The organism is Serratia sp. X10 (assembly GCF_017811775.1).
Classification (GTDB): Bacteria; Pseudomonadota; Gammaproteobacteria; order Enterobacterales; family Enterobacteriaceae; genus Serratia; species Serratia ureilytica.
Genome location: NZ_JAEIOH010000001.1, coordinates 989,872 through 1,008,095, shown reverse-complemented (window position 1 = coordinate 1,008,095; position 18,224 = coordinate 989,872). Strand labels below are relative to the sequence as shown.

The 18,224-nt window shown below is 61.9% G+C and carries 18 protein-coding genes; 6 read left to right on the top strand and 12 right to left on the bottom strand.

Annotation, left to right across the window (positions count from 1 at the left end; translation table 11 throughout):
* Positions 1-60: 60 nt before the first annotated feature.
* Positions 61-1,365: an aminotransferase class I/II-fold pyridoxal phosphate-dependent enzyme gene (locus J9788_RS04955; RefSeq protein ID WP_182264403.1), complete on the top strand. Its 1,305-nt coding sequence runs from the start codon at positions 61-63 to the stop codon at positions 1,363-1,365.
* Here J9788_RS04955 and J9788_RS04950 read toward each other — a convergent pair.
* The 3 genes from J9788_RS04950 to nudI form a co-directional block, all read right to left on the bottom strand.
* Positions 1,362-2,348, bottom strand: coding sequence for an MsnO8 family LLM class oxidoreductase (locus J9788_RS04950; RefSeq protein WP_182264404.1), 987 nt, complete (start codon positions 2,346-2,348; stop codon positions 1,362-1,364). The genes J9788_RS04955 and J9788_RS04950 overlap by 4 nt on opposite strands.
* 139 nt (positions 2,349-2,487) lie before the next feature.
* On the bottom strand, positions 2,488-3,324 hold the full coding sequence (gene pbpG, locus J9788_RS04945; RefSeq protein WP_182264405.1) for a D-alanyl-D-alanine endopeptidase: 837 nt from the start codon (positions 3,322-3,324) through the stop codon (positions 2,488-2,490).
* Positions 3,325-3,417: 93 nt separating this feature from the next.
* Entirely contained in the window at positions 3,418-3,843 is a 426-nt protein-coding gene (gene nudI, locus J9788_RS04940) for a nucleoside triphosphatase NudI (RefSeq protein ID WP_015377966.1), read from the bottom strand.
* Between the two features lie 170 nt (positions 3,844-4,013).
* Here nudI and J9788_RS04935 point away from each other — a divergent pair, with 170 nt between their 5' ends.
* The 3 genes from J9788_RS04935 to J9788_RS04925 all read left to right on the top strand — a co-directional run bounded on the left by J9788_RS04935 (position 4,014) and on the right by J9788_RS04925 (position 7,424).
* Positions 4,014-4,601, top strand: coding sequence for a hypothetical protein (locus J9788_RS04935; protein ID WP_046898269.1), 588 nt, complete (start codon positions 4,014-4,016; stop codon positions 4,599-4,601).
* A 151-nt stretch (positions 4,602-4,752) separates the two neighbouring features.
* A complete protein-coding gene (locus tag J9788_RS04930) occupies positions 4,753-6,183 on the top strand; it encodes an SH3 domain-containing C40 family peptidase (RefSeq protein ID WP_182264406.1) in 1,431 nt (476 codons plus the stop codon).
* A 212-nt stretch (positions 6,184-6,395) separates the two neighbouring features.
* Entirely contained in the window at positions 6,396-7,424 is a 1,029-nt protein-coding gene (locus J9788_RS04925) for a transporter (protein WP_182264407.1), read from the top strand.
* Here the strand turns inward: J9788_RS04925 and J9788_RS04920 are convergent, their stop codons facing one another.
* The 9 genes from J9788_RS04920 to J9788_RS04880 form a co-directional block, all read right to left on the bottom strand.
* Positions 7,425-7,958: an SRPBCC family protein gene (locus tag J9788_RS04920; RefSeq protein WP_046898272.1), complete on the bottom strand. Its 534-nt coding sequence runs from the start codon at positions 7,956-7,958 to the stop codon at positions 7,425-7,427. It lies immediately after the preceding gene.
* 3 nt (positions 7,959-7,961) lie between these two features.
* On the bottom strand, positions 7,962-8,309 hold the full coding sequence (locus J9788_RS04915) for a helix-turn-helix transcriptional regulator (protein ID WP_004938187.1): 348 nt from the start codon (positions 8,307-8,309) through the stop codon (positions 7,962-7,964).
* Between the two features lie 82 nt (positions 8,310-8,391).
* The gene (locus tag J9788_RS04910; RefSeq protein ID WP_182264408.1) at positions 8,392-9,618 is read right to left on the bottom strand and encodes a Zn-dependent hydrolase; all 1,227 of its coding nucleotides are present in this window, start codon (positions 9,616-9,618) and stop codon (positions 8,392-8,394) included.
* Positions 9,615-10,106 (bottom strand): L-2-amino-thiazoline-4-carboxylic acid hydrolase, encoded by a 492-nt coding sequence (locus tag J9788_RS04905; RefSeq protein ID WP_033643188.1) that lies wholly within the window; start codon positions 10,104-10,106, stop codon positions 9,615-9,617. Before J9788_RS04905 ends, J9788_RS04910 begins: the two co-directional genes overlap by 4 nt.
* A gap of 18 nt (positions 10,107-10,124) precedes the next feature.
* Positions 10,125-11,234, bottom strand: a complete 1,110-nt coding sequence (locus tag J9788_RS04900) for a branched-chain amino acid ABC transporter substrate-binding protein (RefSeq protein WP_288446232.1) — start codon at positions 11,232-11,234, stop codon at positions 10,125-10,127.
* A 76-nt stretch (positions 11,235-11,310) separates the two neighbouring features.
* Positions 11,311-12,024, bottom strand: a complete 714-nt coding sequence (locus J9788_RS04895) for an ABC transporter ATP-binding protein (RefSeq protein ID WP_046898276.1) — start codon at positions 12,022-12,024, stop codon at positions 11,311-11,313.
* The gene (locus tag J9788_RS04890; RefSeq protein WP_046898277.1) at positions 12,017-12,787 is read right to left on the bottom strand and encodes an ABC transporter ATP-binding protein; all 771 of its coding nucleotides are present in this window, start codon (positions 12,785-12,787) and stop codon (positions 12,017-12,019) included. Before J9788_RS04890 ends, J9788_RS04895 begins: the two co-directional genes overlap by 8 nt.
* The gene (locus tag J9788_RS04885; protein ID WP_033643184.1) at positions 12,784-13,896 is read right to left on the bottom strand and encodes an ABC transporter ATP-binding protein; all 1,113 of its coding nucleotides are present in this window, start codon (positions 13,894-13,896) and stop codon (positions 12,784-12,786) included. Before J9788_RS04885 ends, J9788_RS04890 begins: the two co-directional genes overlap by 4 nt.
* A gap of 10 nt (positions 13,897-13,906) precedes the next feature.
* Complete coding sequence (locus J9788_RS04880; protein ID WP_182264409.1) at positions 13,907-14,857, bottom strand: branched-chain amino acid ABC transporter permease; 951 nt, start codon at positions 14,855-14,857, stop codon at positions 13,907-13,909.
* Between the two features lie 170 nt (positions 14,858-15,027).
* On the opposite strand from J9788_RS04880, the gene J9788_RS04875 reads away from it, so the two are divergent.
* A complete protein-coding gene (locus J9788_RS04875) occupies positions 15,028-15,957 on the top strand; it encodes a LysR substrate-binding domain-containing protein (protein WP_033643182.1) in 930 nt (309 codons plus the stop codon).
* A gap of 257 nt (positions 15,958-16,214) precedes the next feature.
* Complete coding sequence (locus J9788_RS04870) at positions 16,215-18,095, top strand: potassium transporter Kup (RefSeq protein WP_182264410.1); 1,881 nt, start codon at positions 16,215-16,217, stop codon at positions 18,093-18,095.
* The last annotated feature ends 129 nt before the right edge of the window (positions 18,096-18,224 follow it).

The following is an 18,224-nucleotide window of genomic DNA, read 5'->3' as shown; positions in this document are numbered from 1 at the left end:
CCTTACTTTTGGCCGCAGAAGCTGCTAATCTTGTTTGAACTATTACAAAAGGATTTATGTATGACTTCATTGTATGCAAAAGGCGGCGGCGCTGTCCAGATTGCCGAGCAGATCGCCGCACGCATCAAAAACGGCGCGCTGCGGCCGGGCGAGCTGTTGCCGCCGGTACGCCAGCTGGCGGCGGAGCTGGAGGTCAATCCGAATACCGTGGCCAGCGCATACGCCAGATTGCGCGATGCCGGCCTGGTGGCGACGCGCGGACGAGCGGGCACGGTGGTGCTGGATCCGCCGCTGGCGGCGGTGAGTGAGGCCTATGCGCCGCGCCAGGTGCCGGCGGGGATGTGCGATCTGGCCAGCGGCAACCTGGATGCCGCTTTGCTGCCGGCGCTGAGGCTTGGCGCGGCGGAGGCGTTTCCGCAGCAAAACGGCTATGACATCAGCGGCGACCTGCCGGTATTGACCGGCCTCGGGCGTAAGTGGCTCGGGCGCCAGGGTGTGGCCCTGGGGGAACCGGCGGTGTTTTCCGGCGCGTTGGACGCGATGGAAAAGGCGCTGCGCTGCCATGCGCAGCCTGGGGCGGCGGTGTGGGTGGAAGATCCCTGCTGGCCGCCGCTATTGACGCTGCTGCGTCACCTGCGCCTGCGGCCGCTGCCGCTGGCGGTGGATGAACAGGGCTGTCGGCTGCCGGAGAGCGGCGCGGCTGACGCGGTGATCCTGACGCCGCGCGCCCATAATCCGACCGGCGCTTCGCTTTCAGCGCAACGTGCGCAGCAGTGGCGAGGTTTTCTGCGCGGCCATCCGCAGTGTCTGGCGATCGTCGACGATTTCTGGGGGCCGTTGTCGCAACAGCCGCTGCATCTGCCGTTCGACGGCGATCGCGGCCTGTACGTGCTGTCGCTCAGCAAGTTTCTCAGCCCGGATCTGCGCATCGCGTTGGCCTGCGGCAGCCCGACCTTGCTGCAGGCGATGCGCGCCGATCAGTACATCAGCGAACGCTGGGTCAGCCATATCTTGCAGCAGATCGCCGCCAGACTGTGGGAACAAGCCTTGCAGGAAGGGCAATTGCAGCGGGCGCAACAGGCGTATCAGGCCAGGCGGGACGAGCTGGTCCAGCGGCTCAATGCGTTGAATCACACGGCGCTGGCGGTAGGTGAAGGGCTGCATCTGTGGTTGCCGGTGCGCTCGGAAACCGCCGCCGCGCAGCTGATGGCGCAGCGGGGATGGCTGGTGCAGGGCGGTGAACCTTTCCGCCTGAAGTGCGGTCCGGCGCTCCGCGTCAGCCTGGCGAACGTCACGACGTCGCAGTTGGCGCCGCTGGCGCAGGATCTGTCCGAAGCCATGCGGGTGGCGGCGGCGATCAACTAAGCCGGCGTCAAACTCTCCTCCGCCAGTAACTGCAGCGAGGCTAACCGGGCGGCCGGTTCGGCGATTGGCGTGTCGATGATGAACTCTTCCACGCCGTACTGTTGCTGCAGCTGCGCCAGTTGCTGATGCACCTGCTGCGCGGTGCCTAGCAGAATATGGCTTTCCCGCGGCTCGATGCGGTAGTCGGTGGCGCTGGCCTGCTGCACGAAGCTCTCGGCCTGCGCCAGGCTGCCGACGGTCACACTCTGCTCACCGGCAACGTGCACGCGGTATTGCCGAATGTCGGCCGCCAATGCCGCGGCCTGTTCCTCGCTGGGGGCCACGATCGCCGCCACTGCCAGCAGCGCCTTGCGGCCGCCGCTGTGTGCGGCGTAGTGCTCCAGCGCGTCGCGGATATCCTGTGGATTGCCGTTCAAATGCGCGGCGAACACGAAGGCCCAGCCGGACTCGGCCGCCAGCGTCGCGCTTTCTTTACTGGCGCCGAGCAGAAAACGCTGCGCGCCCTGCGGCGGCAGCGGTGTGGCGCTCAGGCCGGGCTCGGCGTCGTCGTTCAGATAGGCGGTCAACTGCGACAGCTGCTGAGGAAAGTCCGGCTTGCGTTGCCGATCGTGGGCGGCCTGCAGCGCCTGGGTTGCGAGCGGCAGCCCGCCGGGCGCTTTGCCCACCCCGAGATCGACGCGCCCTGGCGCCAGCGCCGCCAGCAGGTTGAAGTTTTCGGCCACCTTGTAGGCGCTGTAGTGCTGCAGCATCACGCCGCCGGAGCCGATGCGAATGCGCGTCGTCTGGCCGAGCAGGTAGCCGATCAGCACTTCCGGCGACGGGCAGGCGAGCTGCGGCGTGTTGTGGTGCTCGGCCAGCCAGAAACGCCGATACCCCCAGCGTTCAGCCCGTTGCGCCAGCTGCAGCGTGCGCGCCAGCGCCTGCTCGGCGCTTTCCCCGTCGGCGATCGGACTTTTTTCCAATATGCTCAAGGCATAAGCCATTTTTCCCGCTCCTTTCGTCATCAGATATGCCTGACAAATACCATGCGGGCGGCGCGAGGCTTAATACTGATTGGCGATAGGATATTCCATTGATCCAAAACGGATTTGGATATGCGCAGAACGGTAAAGCGCCGTGGTGTTATCTCTCAAGCCAGGCCTTCAGACGAATGGCGTCACGGTAGTGGCCGTAGCGCGGCTGCGCGCCAAGCAAGATCATCACCACCGGCTGCCCTTTGATGGTGGTGCGCATCACCAGGCAGTGACCGGCCTCGTCGGTAAAGCCGGTTTTCTGCAGCTGGATCTTCCAGGCCGGGTTGTTGATCAGACCGTTGGAACTGCGATAGACCAGCTGGCCGCGGCCGGGAAAGACGATGTGCTGCCTGTCGGTGCTGAAACGGCGGATGGTCTGATAGCGATAGGCGTGGTTGACCATCTGCAGCAGATCGCGGGCGGTCGCGACATTGCGCGGCGTCAGCCCGGTCGGATCGTAGAAACGGGCGCGTTTCATGCCGATGGCGCGCGCTTTCTGGTTCATTTTCGCCACAAAGGCTCTGCGACCGCCGGGATAGTTGCGGCTCAGCGCCGCCGCGGCGCGGTTTTCCGAAGACATCAGGGCGATGTGCAGCATGTCGCGGCGGCTGAGCACCGAGCCGATGGTCAATCGCGAATGGGTTTTTTTCAGCAGATCGCGATCGGCAGGGGTGACTTTGAGCTTGCTGCCCATCGGGCGTTTGCTGTCCAGGGCGACCATCGCGGTCATCAGTTTGGTGAGCGAGGCGATCGGCAGCACGCGGTTCGGCTGCTTCTGATAAAGGGTCTTTCCGGTGCGTTGATTGACGACCAGCACCGATTTGGCATTCAGCACCAGCGGCGGTGCAGCGGCATGCACGGGCGCCAAAACGAACAGCAGGCTGAACAGCAGGGCGGCGCCGAAGCGCCGGACAGGCAGACGGAGAAAAGCTTGAGATAAAAGCATAACGGCGGCAATAGTGACCCTAAGTGATTAAAAAATATCAAAAGAGTCTGCCCGGCAAATGTGAAGGAAATAGGGCGATAATCGCTCAAACTGTTACAACAATCCCTTTTGCCGCAGGGTGAAGCGGGTGGCCTCGTTCAAATCGTAGTCCGCGAGGCGCTCGCGCGGCACCCAGGCGTAGTCATCGAACTCGTCGTTGATCGTCACGTCGCGGTTGGCGGCATGGCAGTCGAAAATCAGGTAAATCATGTAGATTTGCTCCTGGCTGCCGTCGGCGTAAGTTTTGACGCGCACATCATCGCGGAAAGTCCAGGGCGTGATGTTGTCGAGGATCAGCGCGGCGCCCAACTCTTCGCGCACTTCGCGCCGCAGCGCCTGTTCTATTTGTTCACCCGGCTCGACGCCGCCGCCGGACAGCGCCCACTGGCCGGGAAACACGCCTTTGTGGGCGGCCATTTTACACAGCAGGAAGGCGTTATCGTTTTCAATCAGCGGGCAGACAATGATGCGTTGGCGCATGGAAGACTCCTGTCAAAAATCAAAATGCGCAGGTTAGCAGGTTTGGCGGCGCAGGATAGAGGGGCCGATCGCGTTCTGCGTAACAGCAAAAATTTTTTGTTCCCTCGCGTTTAACGCCTTGATAAGGGAGTAATCTATCGGACTGGTTAATGGACTTAAAAGGGAACTTTATGAATTACCAAGTGGTGCCGTTTTGGTTTTACTCCGGCAAGGCTCTGCTGGCGGTGCTGGCCGCGATCGGATTGGGCGTGTGCGGCGTCAGTGCGGCGTTCTTCTATTGCCTGCTGCTCGCGCTCGTCTGGCCGGTCGCCGTTTCGATGCGGTTACACCAGCTGGCGGAAAAGGGCGTGGCGATGAATCCCCGACGGGCTTCGCAATGGATGGTCTATGTGCAAGGCATTCCGGTACAGGAAACCCGCCAGGTGTTAACCAACCCCTGTTTTGCGCTGGAAAACCGAATGCGGACCTTCTTTCTGTGCGCTTTCACCGCTAAAACCTTACTGCAGATGGCGCTGTTGCTGTTGTTGATCGCGCAGCTGGCAGCAACGGTCAATCTGTGGATCGCCTTGGCCGGCGTATTGTTCGGCGCCTGGCTGGTGTATAACACCGTCGACAGCATCCAGGCACTGCGCAGCCTGGCCCGGCGCCAGTGGGTAAGCGAGCAGTGGGTGAGCGACAGCGGCTCTATCTGGCATCGGGCGGCGCTTATCGGCCGTAAAGGGCCGGCGGCGGCGCTGGAACGTCTGTTGGCGTGGTGAGAATGTGAGGGCGCAGGAGCAAGCGGGCGGGCTTGCTTTTGCGTTTTGTTCCTCAACCGGGCGTCAATCGATAGTGTTATTGAGTATCATTTGCAATCACTTCTGGTCAGGATGAAGAAGAAATTTTCACCTGTCACGGAGATGATAAAAAATGCCTAATGGAATAAAACCCTTTGTATTGATGATGCTTCTGTTGCTGTCGGCCTGCCATAGTGCGCCGGTCAGAGAGCCACCTCAAGACGCCGTAGCGACAACCCCTATCGATGCGACCAAATCGCTATTCCCGCTGGGTAACTACTCGCAATCTGTCGATAAATGGATCCCCTATGGCCCGCAACGGCGGGTGCCCGTGATGGATGCCGCCGCGCAGCAGCGCCATTTCTCCGCCCTCAAATCCCACTATTTTGGCATGGGGCCGAACGATGAATCCCCCTGGAATCCGCATTACATCGCTGCTGTCCTGAACCGCGAAGCGCAAAGCCACCGTGATGCCGCAATGGATAAACACCTCGGCAGTGGAAGTGTCTCCTGGGGGGAAAACTTCAGGACTCACACCGACCGCTGGAAACAGCAAGTCAGAGATAATGCTTCTACGGACATTAGCCAGATTTATCATTCTTCGGCCCGAGGCATTGCGGTCAGGGAGACGCTGGTCAGGATCCTGCCGACGGACGATCCGGCTTATGACGATCCTCGCCTGGCTGGACAAGGTTATCCCTTTGATAATTTGCAGGATTCGTCTATCCGCCCCGGCACTCCGGTATACGTTATTACGCAAAGCCGCGATAAACGCTGGAAATACGTCATGTCGCCTGCGGTGATCGGTTGGGTGCATAGCGAAGACATCGCGGCGGCGGATCAGCGGTTTGTCTCCGAATGGCTGGCGCTGGCGGGGAAAAATCTGGGGGCATTCATTAAACAGCCGGTTTCGGTGCACACGGGCGGCCAGTTTTATTTTACGGCGCGCCACGGCACGATCCTGCCATTTTACCGTCACCGACAGGGTCTTTTTGTGGTCGCCGTGCCGGTACGCCGAGAGGATGGCCGCGCACAGATGCGCCGGGTCGTTGTCAAGATGGGGGAATTTGCCGCCATGCCGTGGAAAATGACGCCCGAACATTTTGCCGTACTGATGCGGTCAATGAGCGGCAGGCCTTATGGCTGGGGGAACTATAACTTCAATAATGACTGCTCCGCCGAACTGCGCAGTCTGTTGATGCCTTTTGGCCTCTTTCTTCCCAGAAATTCCGCCGCGCAGATACAGGCGGCCACCCGGGTGGTTGATCTTGTTCAAGCGAACACCCGTGAACGGCTACGCTATCTCAAAGATCACGGCAAACCCTTCACCACGCTGGTTTACATTCCGGGCCATATCATGCTGTATATCGGCAATGCGCTCGTTGACGGCCAGGTTGTACCGATGACGTACCAGAATATCTGGGGGCTGCGCCCGGCAGATTCAAAGCGCCGCAGCATTATCGGCGGCGCAGTCTTTTTCCCGCTGCTGGAGACCTATCCTGAAGATGCGAGCCTGATGTCGCTGGCGGGCAAGGCGCAGTTCAAACTGGGATTTATTGAATAGCCCATTCTTTAGCTGATAAAGCGACCGCGAATGCGGCCACGTTTGTGCGGTTGCTGAACGGGCTGGGGATGAAAACTTTTAAAATGAAATGACGTTTTTATGACGAAAATATTAATGAGCAAGAGCGTTGAAAATCATTAACGCTGAGCGATAAAGATTGTTATAACAGCGTGGACGATCTGGGCTAACGGCCATAGGCAGGATAAGGCGTTATGGTGCAAAGGGCAGCGGAAAAGATGCACAAGCTGGATTTTGATGATGAAGTGACCGGGCTGATCTACGGCCATGCATTTCGCTCCGGCGAGCCGCCGGCGCGCGTGAACTCGCAGCAGGTTTGCCAGGCTTACCAAACGTTGTCGCCCGGCGACGGTTTTATCTGGCTGCACCTCAATCTCAACCACGCGGCGGCGGAGAAGTGGCTGAAAAACCATTTCGCCATTTCCGATTTTTTCTTTCACGAAATTCGCCACGGTTCCCACACTACGCGCATCGAGCGGCAGGGCGACGATCTGTTCGCCGTGCTCAACGACGTGATCTTCCACCCTGAAGACAACAACCCGGAAACGGCGACGCTGTGGCTGTATTGCCGCCGTGGGCTGGTGGTGACCGTGCGCCATAAACCGGTGCGGCTGATCGAGCGGCTGCTGGGCCGCCTGACGGCGCTGCAGCTGGCGTCGTCCACCGAACTGCTGGCGCACCTGCTGGAAGAGCAGGAGGAGGTGCTGGAGCAGGTGGTGCGGCAGGCCAACCAGTATGTCGATACCATCGAGGATCGTCTGCTGACTCACCGCGTTAAGCGCAACCGCGCCGAGCTGGGGCGCATGCGCCGCATGCTGTTGCGCTTTCAGCGCCTGTTGGCGCCGGAGCCGGCCGCGCTGTTTCGCCTGTTGAACCGGCCGCCGAGCTGGCTGAGCCGTGAGGTGGTGCAGGATCTGCGGCAGTTTACCGAAGAGTTCACCGTAGTGTTGAACGATCTCGCCAGCCTGACCGAACGCATTCGGCTGCTGCAGGAAGAGCTGGGCGCCAAACTGATGGAGCAGAATAACCGCACGCTTTACACCCTGACGGTGATCACCGTGCTGGCGTTGCCGATCAACATCGTCGCCGGTTTTTTCGGCATGAACGTCGGAGGGATACCGCTGGCCAGCAATCACCACGGTTTTATCCTGCTGGTGTTGCTGGTCGGCAGTTTCACGCTGATCGCCGGTTATCTGGCGTTCAGGCGCAGGGACGAGTCGTAATTACAGGCGGGCGCGGTACTCTTCTTCCCGCCGGGCATGGGTGCTCCAGAACGGCTGCGGAGCACGATCGTGCAGGCGATCCAGCAGAATATCCAGATGGGTATGCCAGCCGCCGGCGACGCTGAGCATCTCGTCGCGGTTAGCCAGGCGCCGGTGGGTGACCGTCAGCAGCACCGCATTTCCCTGTTCCGTCAATTCGAATGTCACCTCGGAAGGGCGGCCCTGATCCTGTTCGGCCCAGGTAAAGCTCAGCAGGCGCGGCGGGAACAGGCAGGTGATGTGGCCGCGGTTGCTGACGCAGCCGCCATGCTGTTTGTATTTGGCCGGCGGCGGTTCGTGCTCGCCCGCCAGATCGGAGTTGCGAAACTCCAGCTCCAGCGCCGCGCCGTTTTCCAACTTCATGGCGCCGGCCGCCAGCCAGGTGGCGCGCTTGTCGGATTCGGTCAGGTAAGCCCACACCCGCTCGATGGGGCCGGGCAGCAGCCGCTGGATACGCAGCGTGCCGGGTTCGATAATCATGCCGTAATCATTCATGGTTCACTCCTTGGGAGGAAGCTGTTCGGGCTGCAGCAGCGCCTGTTCGAGCGCATCCAGCCGTTCAGTCCAGAAATGTTCATAGGTTTGCAGCCAGTGCATGGCCTGCGCCATAGGCTCGGGTTCGAGCCGGCAGATATGGTTTCTTCCTTGCACGGTGCGTTGCACCAGGCCCGCATGTTCCAGTGCTTTCACGTGCTTGGAGGCGCCGGCGAACGACATCTGCAGCGGCGCGGCCAGTTCGCCGATGCTGCGCTCACCGCCGGCCAGCGCGCGTAACATCGAGCGGCGGGTCGGGTCGGCCAGCGCATGAAAAATGGCGTCCAGCTGTGAGGAAGATAATTCAACCATATGGTTGAATATAGAACAGGCGGGCTAATATTCAACCGTTTTGTTGAATATTTTTTGCCCCGGCGCCAAACCGGGGCGAGGATCAGGCGTCGGCGTGCGCCAGCAGGGCGTTGAGCAACACGTCGGCGCCGGCGGCGGCCCAGGCGGGGGTGATATCTTCCCGTTCGTTGTGGCTGATGCCGTCCACGCAGGGAATGAAAATCATGGCGGTCGGGGCGACGCGACTAAGGTAACAGGCGTCGTGGCCGGCGCCGGAAATCATGTCGCGATGGCGATAGCCCAATGCCTGCGCGGCGTGACGCACGCTGCCAATACACCCCGAATCGAAGGCGATCGGGGGATACTGGAAGATGCGCTCGGCCCGGGCGGCCAGGCCGCCGCCGTTGACCTCGTTTACCGCTGTCAGCAGGCGCTGCTCCATCTGCGCCAGAATAGCCTCGTGCGGATGGCGGAATTCGACGCTGAAAAAGACGCGCCCCGGCACCACGTTACGCGAATTGGGGGTGATTTGCGCCATGCCCACCGTGGCGCGCGCGTCGGGAGCGAAATCCCAACCGATGCGGTTGACCGCCGTGACCAGCGCCGCAAAGCCGAGCAGGGCGTCGCGGCGCCGATCCATCGGCGTGGTGCCGGCATGGGCGTTGAAGCCGATGACCTCCAGTTCATACCAGCGCTGCCCTTGTGCGGCAGTGACTACGCCGATGTCGAGATGCTCCGCTTCCAGAATCGGCCCCTGTTCAATGTGCAACTCGAAGGCGGCGTGGATCGGCGTGCCGCCCACCGGATATTCGCCGGCGTAGCCGATGCGCTCCAGCGCGTCGCCGAGGCTGACGCCGTGCTCGTCGCGGCGCGTCAGGCCGTATTCCAGGTCGAATACCCCGGCGAACACGCCCGAGGCGATCATCGCCGGCGCGAAGCGCGCGCCTTCTTCGTTGGTCCAGTTGATCACTTCGATCGCGCGTTCGGTGACGATCTGCCGATCGTTAAGGGTACGAATAACTTCTAATCCGGCCAGCACGCCGTAGATGCCGTCGAAACGGCCGCCGCGGGGCTGCGAATCACCGTGCGAGCCGGTGACGACCGGCGCCAGCTCGGGGCGAGCGCCTTCACGCCGCAGGAACATGTTGCCCATTTGGTCGACGCGTACGGTGCAACCCGCCTCCAGCGCCCAGGCGCGCAGCTGATCGCGCGCTTGCCGATCTTCTTCACTCAGCGCCAGCCGGGTGACGCCGTTATTGGCGATGGCGCCGAACTGTGCCATCGTCTGCAGGCTTTGCCACAGGCGCTCGCCGTTGACTCGATACGTCATTGATCTTCTCCCGGCGTTTTAGCGGTGTAGCGGAAATCGCAGCAGGGGGCGCCGGACATGATGGTCTGGCTGCGCTGCAGGTCGACGTCAGGGGCATAGCCCACGATAAACTGACTGTCGCGAGCGCAGGAGAGCAGGTGGCCGATCTCCCCCAGCCCCATCTCGTGATACATCTCGGCGTAGCGGCAGCGGGTGACGTTATAGTCGAAGTGCTGCGCGTCCTGATTGATCACTTCGACGCGCAGCGCATCGTCTTTTTCCCACAGGTACTGCAAGGCGGCGAAGCTGCGCAGATCCGCGCCGTTCGGTTCCTGGGCGGCGAACTGTTTGCCCGCCTCGATGGCGGCATTCTCGATGGCTTCGCCGATCACCGCCTGAGCGCGCGCCTTGCCGATTTCACGCACCAGAATCTGGTAGATCGGCTTGATGATCTCCGCCTCGATCTTTCTGCGGGCCAAAATGCCCAATTCGTTTTTTGCACAGCTCATCGCCTTGTTCCTCTTGATTTATTGTGGTTTGGCGCCGCCCAACACGGTTTGCGGCTGCCATTTGCCGTCAACCACCCGGTACAGGGTGAAGCTCGGCTGTTGCAGGTTGCCTTGCGCATCGAAGGCGATGTCGCCGGTGACGCCCTGGTAATGTATGGCGCGCAGTTTCGGCAGATAATCGGCCGGATTGGCCGAATCGGCTTGCTCAATGGCGGCGATCAGCACCCGGGTGGCGTCGTAGGCGAAGGGCGCATGCAGTTCGATGTGGGTGTGATAACGATCGCGGTAGGCTTGTTCAAACGCCTTGCCGCCCGGCATCTGTTCCAGCGGTAGCCCCGGCTCCAGCGCGACGACGCCTTCGCCTTCCCGCTGCGCCAGCGTCAGGAAGGTTTGGCTGACGAAGCCGCCGGCGCCCATCAGCTGCGCGTTCATGCCCAGCTGTTTCAGTTTGCGCGCCAGCGGCGCCGCCTGCGAATCCACGCCGCCGAAGAAGATCAGATCGGCGTTTTTACTGCGCACGGTGGTCAGTACGGCGCTGAAATCAACGGTCTTGTCATCCACATACTCACGGGTGACCGGCTGCACGCCCTGGGCCTGCAGCGATTTGATAAACTCGTCCGCCAGCCCCTGGCCGAAAGCGGTGCGATCGTCTATCACTGCGATGCGCTGGGCTTTCAGCGTCTTCACCGCATATTGCCCGGCATAGTTGCCGCCGTCGTCGTCGTGGCCCATCACGCGAAAGCTGGTGTCAAAACCTTGCTGCGTGTAGCCGTGACCGGTCGCCACCGGCGCCACCTGAGCGATGCCGGCGTCGTGATAAATGCGCGCCGCCGGGATGCTGGTGCCGGTGTTCCAGTGGCCGACCACGCCGGCGACGCCTTCGTCGACCAAACGCTGCGCCACGGCCACGGCGGTGCGCGGGTCGGACTGATCGTCCTCGGACACCAGCTTGAAGGTGACCGGTTTGCCGTTCAGCGTCGGTTTCTGTGCGTTAGCGTCGGCGATCGCCAGCCGTGCGCCGTTTTCAAGATCTTTGCCGATGCGCGCGGAAGGGCCGGTCAGCGGCCCGGCAAGACCGATCAACACGGTGTCGTCCGCCAGCGCCGGGAGGCTCAGGATCATCGTCATGGCGGCCAGCGCCAACGGCTTGATGCGAATGTTCTGCTGCATGTCATACTCCTGGTGCGGTTAAAGGTAACAACGGTTATTCACCCAAATAGATCCGTTTGATTTTTTCATCGTCCAGCATGTCGGCGGAGCGGCCGCTGTGGCTCAGGCTGCCGCTGTCCAATACGTAGGCTCGATCGGTGGACGCCAGCGCCAGGCGGGCGTTCTGCTCGACCAACAGCAGCGTGACGCCGTCACGGGCTAGCTGCTTGATGACCGAGAAAATGGCCTCCACCACAATCGGCGCCAGCCCCATCGACGGTTCGTCCAATATCAGCAGCCGCGGGCGGCTGAGCAGCGCGCGGCCCATCGCTACCATCTGTTGTTCACCGCCGGAAAGCAGCCCGGCCGGTTGATGCAGGCGCTCGCTCAGCCGTGGGAAGGTGGCGCACACGCGTTCGAAATCTTGCCGCACCGCCGATGCGTCACGCCGCGCATAGGCGCCCAGCTGCAGGTTTTCTCGCACCGTCAGGCGGGTGAAAATGCCGCGTCCCTCCGGCACCATCACCAGCCCTTGTTGCAGCAAGCGGTGCGGCGGCATGCCGCGAATCGAACGGCCGTCGAACAGAATGTCGCCCTCAAACGGCTGCAGGCCGGTCAGCGCCCGCAGGCTCGAGGTTTTGCCCGCGCCATTGGCGCCGATCAGCGTCACCTGTTCGCCGGCATTCACCGTGAAATCGATGCCTTTGACCGCATGAATGCCGCCATAAGACACTTTGAGTCGTTTAACGCTCAGCAGGGCTTCAGACATGCGCGCCGCCTCCCAGATAGGCTTGAATGACCGCCGGTTCGCGCCGCACCTGAGCCGGTTCGCCTTCGGCGATCGCTTTGCCGTAATCCAGCACCGTCAGCCGATCGCACAGGCCCATCACCAGCTTGACGTCGTGTTCGATCAGCAGCAGCGTTTTGCCGCTGTCGCGGATGCGCAGCAGCAGTTCGCGCAGCGCCACTTTTTCTCCGGCGTTCATGCCGGCCGCCGGTTCGTCCAGCGCCAGCAACCGGGGCTCGGTCGCCAGCGCGCGGGCGATCTCCAGCCGCCGCTGATGGCCATAGGCGAGATCGCCGGCGCGGTAATGGGCGAATTGGCTGATGCCGACGTACTCCAGCAGCGCATGAGATTTATCGCGCACCGCCTGTTCCTCCTCCCTGGCGCGACGGTGCCGGGCGATCGCCGCCCACAGGCCGTTGCGGGTGCGCACGTGGCAGCCGACCATCACGTTTTCCAGCACGCTCATTTCATTGAACAACCGCAGGTTTTGGAAGGTGCGGGCAATGCCGGCCTGCGCCACTTTGTCGATCGCCTCGGGCTTATAGCGCTGGCCCGCCAGGCGGAACTCGCCCGCGTCGGCGCGATACAGGCCGGTGATCAGGTTGAAGCAGGTGGTCTTACCGGCGCCGTTCGGCCCGATCAGGCCGTAGATTTCCCCCTGGCGGATGCTCATGCTGACGTCATCCACCGCCGTCAGGCCGCCGAAGCGTTTGCTGATATGGTGTAAAGCGAGCAGCGGCGTCATGCGGCGTTCCCCCGTGCGTGGCGGGCCGGCCACAGGCCCGCCGGGCGATACAGCATCACCAGGATCAGCGCCAGGCCGTAAAACAGTTGGCGGATGATTTCCGGGTCGATCAGCACCTGGCCGAACAGCGCCTGCTGCAGCGGCCCCATGCTGCTGCGCAGCAGCTCCGGCAGAGCGGCCAGCAGCAGCGCGCCCAGGATCACGCCGGGGATGTGCCCCATGCCGCCGAGTACCACCATCGCCAATACGGCGATCGACTCTTGCAGGGTGAACGATTCCGGCGACACGAAGCCCTGGAACGCGGCGAACAGCGCGCCGGCCACGCCGCCAAAGGTGGCGCCGATGGCGAAGGCCAGCAGCTTGAAGTTGCGGGTGTTGATGCCCATCGCCCGCGCGGCATCCTCGTCTTCGCGGATCGCCGTCCACGCGCGGCCGATGCGCGAGTTTTGCAGCCGCAGGCTGATAAACAGGATCGCCAGCAGCAGGGCGGCGAACAGGTAGTAATACAGGTACAGGCCGGAAAAACGCACGCCGAACCATTCATGCATGCCGGAAAACTTCAGGCCGAACAGGCTGACCGGGTCAATGCCGGAAATGCCTTTGGGGCCGTTGGTGAGGTTGACCGGGCGATCCAGATTGCGCATCAGAATGCGCACGATTTCGCCGAAACCGAGCGTGACGATCGCCAGATAATCGCCGCGCAGCCGCAGCGTCGGCGCGCCGAGCAGGATGCCGCACGCCGCCGCCAGCAGCGCCGCCAGCGGGATCAGACCCAGCATTGACAGGTGCAGCCCGTCGGGGAACCACTGCAGCAGCAGCGGGAATTGCTGTGTCAGATGCGGTGACGACAGCAGCGCGGCCAAATAGGCGCCGACGGCGTAAAAGGCGATAAAGCCCATGTCCAGCAACCCGGTCATGCCTACCACGATGTTCAGCCCGAGCGCCAGCATCAGGTACAGCAGGGCGAAGTCGACGACCCGCACCCAGTAGTTGCCCCCGGCGGCGCCCGCCACCCAGGGCGCCAGCAGCAGCGCGAGAATGAACAGCGTCAGCCCCAGCCTGGCGCGGCGCGGCGTGGCCAGAGGAACGGGAGGAGTCAAAACGGTCATGGTGATGTCCTTATGCGCGCGTGGCGATGCGTTCGCCCAAGAGCCCGGAGGGGCGGAAGACCAGCACGGCGATCAGCACCAGAAACGCGAACACGTCCTGGTAGTTGCTGCCGAACACGCCGCCGGTCAGCTCGCCGAGATAGCCGGTGCCCAGCGATTCGAACAGGCCCAGCAGCAATCCGCCGAGCATCGCGCCGCGCAGGTTGCCGATGCCGCCGAGCACGGCGGCGGTAAACGCCTTGATGCCCGGCAGAAAACCCATCGAGAAACAGGCGTTGCCGTAGTTGCTGGCCATCATGATGCCGGCCACCGCCGCCAGCGCGCCGCCGAGCGCGAAGGTCAGAACGATGATGCGGTCAGGACTGATGCCCATCAGGCCGGCGACCTGCGGGTTTTCCGCCGTGGCGCGCATGGCGCGGCCGAAACGGCTGTGTTCGACCAGCAGCCATAAGCCGGCCATGACCGCGACGGCCACCGCCAGCGTAACGATCGCCGTGCCGGTGATCACCGCCGGCGCATGCCCGCCGCTGCCTGCGGTCAGGGCGAAGGGGGTCATTGGCAGCAGCTGCGGAAACATCAGGGGATTGCGTGACCAGATCAGCATCGCCAGGGTTTGCAGCAGCAGCGAGACGCCGATACCGCTGATCAGCGGGGCCAGGCGCGGTGCATTGCGCAACCGGCGGTAGGCGAGACGCTCGATCGCCATCGAGGTGATGGCACAGACCGCCATGGCGAACAGGGCCGCCAGCAGCAGCATGGCGTACGGCGGTAACGCGGGAAAGTGGTGTTGCAACACGCTTATCGCCGACAACGCGCTCAGCGCACCGACCATCAGCACGTCGCCGTGCGCGAAATTGATGATGCGCAGGATGCCGTACACCATGGTGTAACCGAGCGCGATCAGCGCATAGATGCTGCCGAGCATCAAACCGTTGACGGTTTGCTGTACCAGCGTATCCATAGAGAGAGTCCGGAGATAATGAGTCAGGAGGGTCACAGTAGAGAATTTAAAAAAATTGTAAAATACGGAAAAATGCTTTCTTATACAAAAAACGAGTGATTTTAATGCGTTGATTTTTATGTATATTGAATACATTCCTTCAGTGTCGATTTCCCAAAAACAGTCAATATATGAAAAAAACAGAACAGTACGATGAGCCATTGCCGATGCTGCCGAACGATCCGCCGCTGCGCGCCGTGCGGGCGTTCGAAGCCATCGCGCGCCTGGGTGGCATCAGCGCGGCGGCTAACGAGCTGATGATTTCGCCTTCGGCGGTCAGTCATCAACTCAAAACGCTGGAGGCATTTTTGCAGATGCCGTTGACCGAACGGCAGGGGCGTAACCTGGTGCTGCGCAGCGAGGGGCGGGAGTATTACCGTTCGATTCGCTCGGCGTTCAACGTGCTGCGCCAGGCGACCGAACACGTGCGCGAGCAATCCGCGTCGCGGCAGGTGACCATCAGCCTGATCCCGCTGTTCGGCATGGGTTGGTTCATTCCGCGGCTGCGCGGTTTCCTGCGCGAAAATCCGGATATCGACATCAATGTGGTCTACGCCAACCACCGCAATTACCTGAGCGACGCCGCCGACCTGTCGATCCGCTTCGGGGTCGGGCAGTGGACCGGCTATCGCAGCGAGAAGCTGATGTCCGGCAAAATGGTGCCGGTGTGCAGCCGGGCATTCAGTAAACTGCATGGTTTGCTCGATACGCCGGAGCAGCTGGCGACGCTGCCGCTGCTGCACGACGAGGAGCGCAATACCTGGATGCAATGGTTTCAGCAGGCCGGCGTCAAGCGCCCGCTGCGCAGTATCGGCCCGATGTTTGAGGACGGATTGTTGACGTTGGCGGCGGTGCAGGCGGGGTTAGGGTGCGCGTTGATGCGTGAACCGTTAATCGCCCAGTACCTTGAAAGCGGTGAGTTGATTAAAATGTTCGATCTGCCGATCGACGACGGCCGCGATTATTACCTGTGCGCTCGACTGGATAGCGAGCTGTCGCAGGAAGGCGAAAATCTGCGGCAGTGGCTGCGCCGCGAAGCCGATGAGAGCCGGCTCGCGTAACGCCGGGCGGAAACAGGGGGGGAGCCGGACGTTCATTTCACTTTCCCACGACGCACGCCACGCCAACAGGAAAGTAATAGGCCCTCCGGGGTGGGCGTTTTTAAACCGTTGCTCACCGGCGATGATTGCTGAAGCTTCAACGCGCGATGCTGTCACTGGCGAAGATGACGGCTATGCTTAACTTGCCGATCACGTGGCGCGACGGCCACAAAGTGACAATAATTCCCACTCTCAGCGCAACGTCAAGGAGCGAGCAGATGTCTGTCGGCAATGATACGGAAACCGTGAATAAGACGGGGCTGGCGCCGCTGGCGTTGGGCGCATTGGGCGTGGTGTTCGGCGATATCGGCACCAGCCCGCTGTACACCCTGAAAACCGTGCTGTTTCTCTCCGGCGACGCGCCTTCGACGCCGGTGATCCTTGGCCTGCTGTCGCTGATATTCTGGACGCTGGTGATCGTCACTTCTCTCAAATACGCCATGTTCGCCATGCGCATCGGCAACCGCGGCGAGGGCGGCATCATGGCGCTGATGTCGCTGTTGGTCAGCAAGCGAAAATCCCGGCCGCTGGTGCTGTTCGCCGGCCTGTTCGGCGCCGCGCTCATTTACGGCGACGGCGCCATCACGCCGGCCATCTCGGTGCTCTCGGCCCTCGAAGGGCTGAACATCGTGCTGCCGGCGTCGCAGCCCTTTATTCTGCCGGCGGCGGTGGTGATTTTGCTCAGTCTGTTCGCCATTCAGCCGCTGGGTACCGCGCGCATCGGCCGCGTGTTCGGGCCGATCATGGCGCTGTGGTTCCTGTCGATCGCTGCGTTGGGCGTGTGGGGCATCATCCAGCATCCGGCGGTATTGCTGGCGCTGAACCCGCTCTACGGCATTCACTTTCTGTTCTCCAACGGACTGACCAGCTTCCTGGTGCTGGGCGGCGTGTTTTTGTGCGTCACCGGCGCCGAAGCGCTGTATGCCGATATGGGGCATTTCGGCAAACGGCCGATTTGGCTGGCCTGGTTCGGCATCGTTTTTCCCAGCCTGTTGCTTAACTACGCCGGTCAGGCCGCGCTGATCCTGAGCGGCGCCGATGTCACGCAGAACATCTTCTTCCGTTTATGCCCGCCGGCGCTGCTGATCCCGCTGGTGATCCTGGCCACGCTGGCGACGATCATCGCCAGCCAGGCGATCATCAGCGGTGCGTTTTCCATGACCCGGCAGGCGATCCAACTGGGGTGGCTGCCGCGGCTGCGGGTCAAGCAAACCACCGAGGAAAGTTACGGGCAGATCTACATTGGCGCCATCAACTGGCTGCTGATGGTGGTGACGCTGTTCCTGACCGTGTTCTTTAAGTCGTCGGACAATCTGGCCGCCGCCTACGGCATCGCCGTCTCGTTGACCATGATCATGACCACCGGCCTGCTGTTCGTCGCCATGCGCGAGGTGTGGCGCTGGGGGCCGATCGCCAGCCTGTTGGTGGCGGGCGGTTTCTTCGTGGTCGATTTGAGCTTCCTGACGGCCAACATGACTAAAGTGCTGCAGGGCGGTTATATCCCGCTGCTGTTGGCCGCCGCGGTCTATACCGTGATGCTGGTCTGGCATCGCGGGGTGCTGGCGGCCGCGCGCACCCTCGGTGAAACGACAGTGCCGGTAGAGGATTTCCTGGAGAAAATCCGCCGCGAATCCGTGCCGCGCGTGCCGGGCACCGCGGTATTCCTGACTCGCAGCCTGCAGGGGACGCCGCCGGTGATGAAATGGCAGGTCAAGCGCAACGGTTCGCTGCACGCCAACGTGCTGGCGCTCACCATTGCCATCGTCAATGAGCCGCGGGTCTCGAATGCTGAACGGTTGGTGATGCGTGAGCTGGCGCCGGGCTTTTGGTGCGGCGTGGCCAGCTATGGCTTTATGGAGCGGCCTAACATCCCGCAGCTGTTGCAGCACGTCGAGGCGCAGAAATCCGGTCTGAACTTCGACGAGGCGACCTACTATCTCGGCCACGAGACCGTGGTGCGCCGCGAAGCGAACGACCGGTTGCCATCCTGGCAGCGCAACCTGTTCGCGCTGATGGTGCGCAACGGCATGCACGTCACGGATTATTACTACCTGCCCAGCGATCAGGTGGTGGAGATTAGCCGCCGCGTGCCGGTATAGGGCGCGAAAAAGGCATCGCCGCAATTGCGGCTTGCATCACACAACGCGGTTTGCATTTCATTGCTGGCCGCCATAACCTGACAAGAAACGGATTGTTACTGACGCGATCAGGCAAAACCTAACTTCTCT

What these genes read in the sequence shown, in the direction of transcription:
- J9788_RS04905 (WP_033643188.1), bottom strand. Translation starts at nt 10,106, where the DNA reads ATGAGCTGTGCAAAAAACGAATTGGGCATTTTGGCCCGCAGAAAGATC.
- J9788_RS04955 (WP_182264403.1), top strand. Translation starts at nt 61, where the DNA reads ATGACTTCATTGTATGCAAAAGGCGGCGGCGCTGTCCAGATTGCCGAG.
- J9788_RS04915 (WP_004938187.1), bottom strand. Translation starts at nt 8,309, where the DNA reads ATGGTTGAATTATCTTCCTCACAGCTGGACGCCATTTTTCATGCGCTG.
- J9788_RS04870 (WP_182264410.1), top strand. Translation starts at nt 16,215, where the DNA reads ATGTCTGTCGGCAATGATACGGAAACCGTGAATAAGACGGGGCTGGCG.
- J9788_RS04900 (WP_288446232.1), bottom strand. Translation starts at nt 11,234, where the DNA reads ATGACGATGATCCTGAGCCTCCCGGCGCTGGCGGACGACACCGTGTTG.
- J9788_RS04920 (WP_046898272.1), bottom strand. Translation starts at nt 7,958, where the DNA reads ATGAATGATTACGGCATGATTATCGAACCCGGCACGCTGCGTATCCAG.
- J9788_RS04935 (WP_046898269.1), top strand. Translation starts at nt 4,014, where the DNA reads ATGAATTACCAAGTGGTGCCGTTTTGGTTTTACTCCGGCAAGGCTCTG.
- J9788_RS04930 (WP_182264406.1), top strand. Translation starts at nt 4,753, where the DNA reads ATGCCTAATGGAATAAAACCCTTTGTATTGATGATGCTTCTGTTGCTG.
- J9788_RS04895 (WP_046898276.1), bottom strand. Translation starts at nt 12,024, where the DNA reads ATGTCTGAAGCCCTGCTGAGCGTTAAACGACTCAAAGTGTCTTATGGC.
- J9788_RS04885 (WP_033643184.1), bottom strand. Translation starts at nt 13,896, where the DNA reads ATGACCGTTTTGACTCCTCCCGTTCCTCTGGCCACGCCGCGCCGCGCC.
- J9788_RS04950 (WP_182264404.1), bottom strand. Translation starts at nt 2,348, where the DNA reads ATGGCTTATGCCTTGAGCATATTGGAAAAAAGTCCGATCGCCGACGGG.
- nudI (WP_015377966.1), bottom strand. Translation starts at nt 3,843, where the DNA reads ATGCGCCAACGCATCATTGTCTGCCCGCTGATTGAAAACGATAACGCC.
- J9788_RS04875 (WP_033643182.1), top strand. Translation starts at nt 15,028, where the DNA reads ATGAAAAAAACAGAACAGTACGATGAGCCATTGCCGATGCTGCCGAAC.
- J9788_RS04880 (WP_182264409.1), bottom strand. Translation starts at nt 14,857, where the DNA reads ATGGATACGCTGGTACAGCAAACCGTCAACGGTTTGATGCTCGGCAGC.
- J9788_RS04890 (WP_046898277.1), bottom strand. Translation starts at nt 12,787, where the DNA reads ATGACGCCGCTGCTCGCTTTACACCATATCAGCAAACGCTTCGGCGGC.
- J9788_RS04925 (WP_182264407.1), top strand. Translation starts at nt 6,396, where the DNA reads ATGGTGCAAAGGGCAGCGGAAAAGATGCACAAGCTGGATTTTGATGAT.
- pbpG (WP_182264405.1), bottom strand. Translation starts at nt 3,324, where the DNA reads ATGCTTTTATCTCAAGCTTTTCTCCGTCTGCCTGTCCGGCGCTTCGGC.
- J9788_RS04910 (WP_182264408.1), bottom strand. Translation starts at nt 9,618, where the DNA reads ATGACGTATCGAGTCAACGGCGAGCGCCTGTGGCAAAGCCTGCAGACG.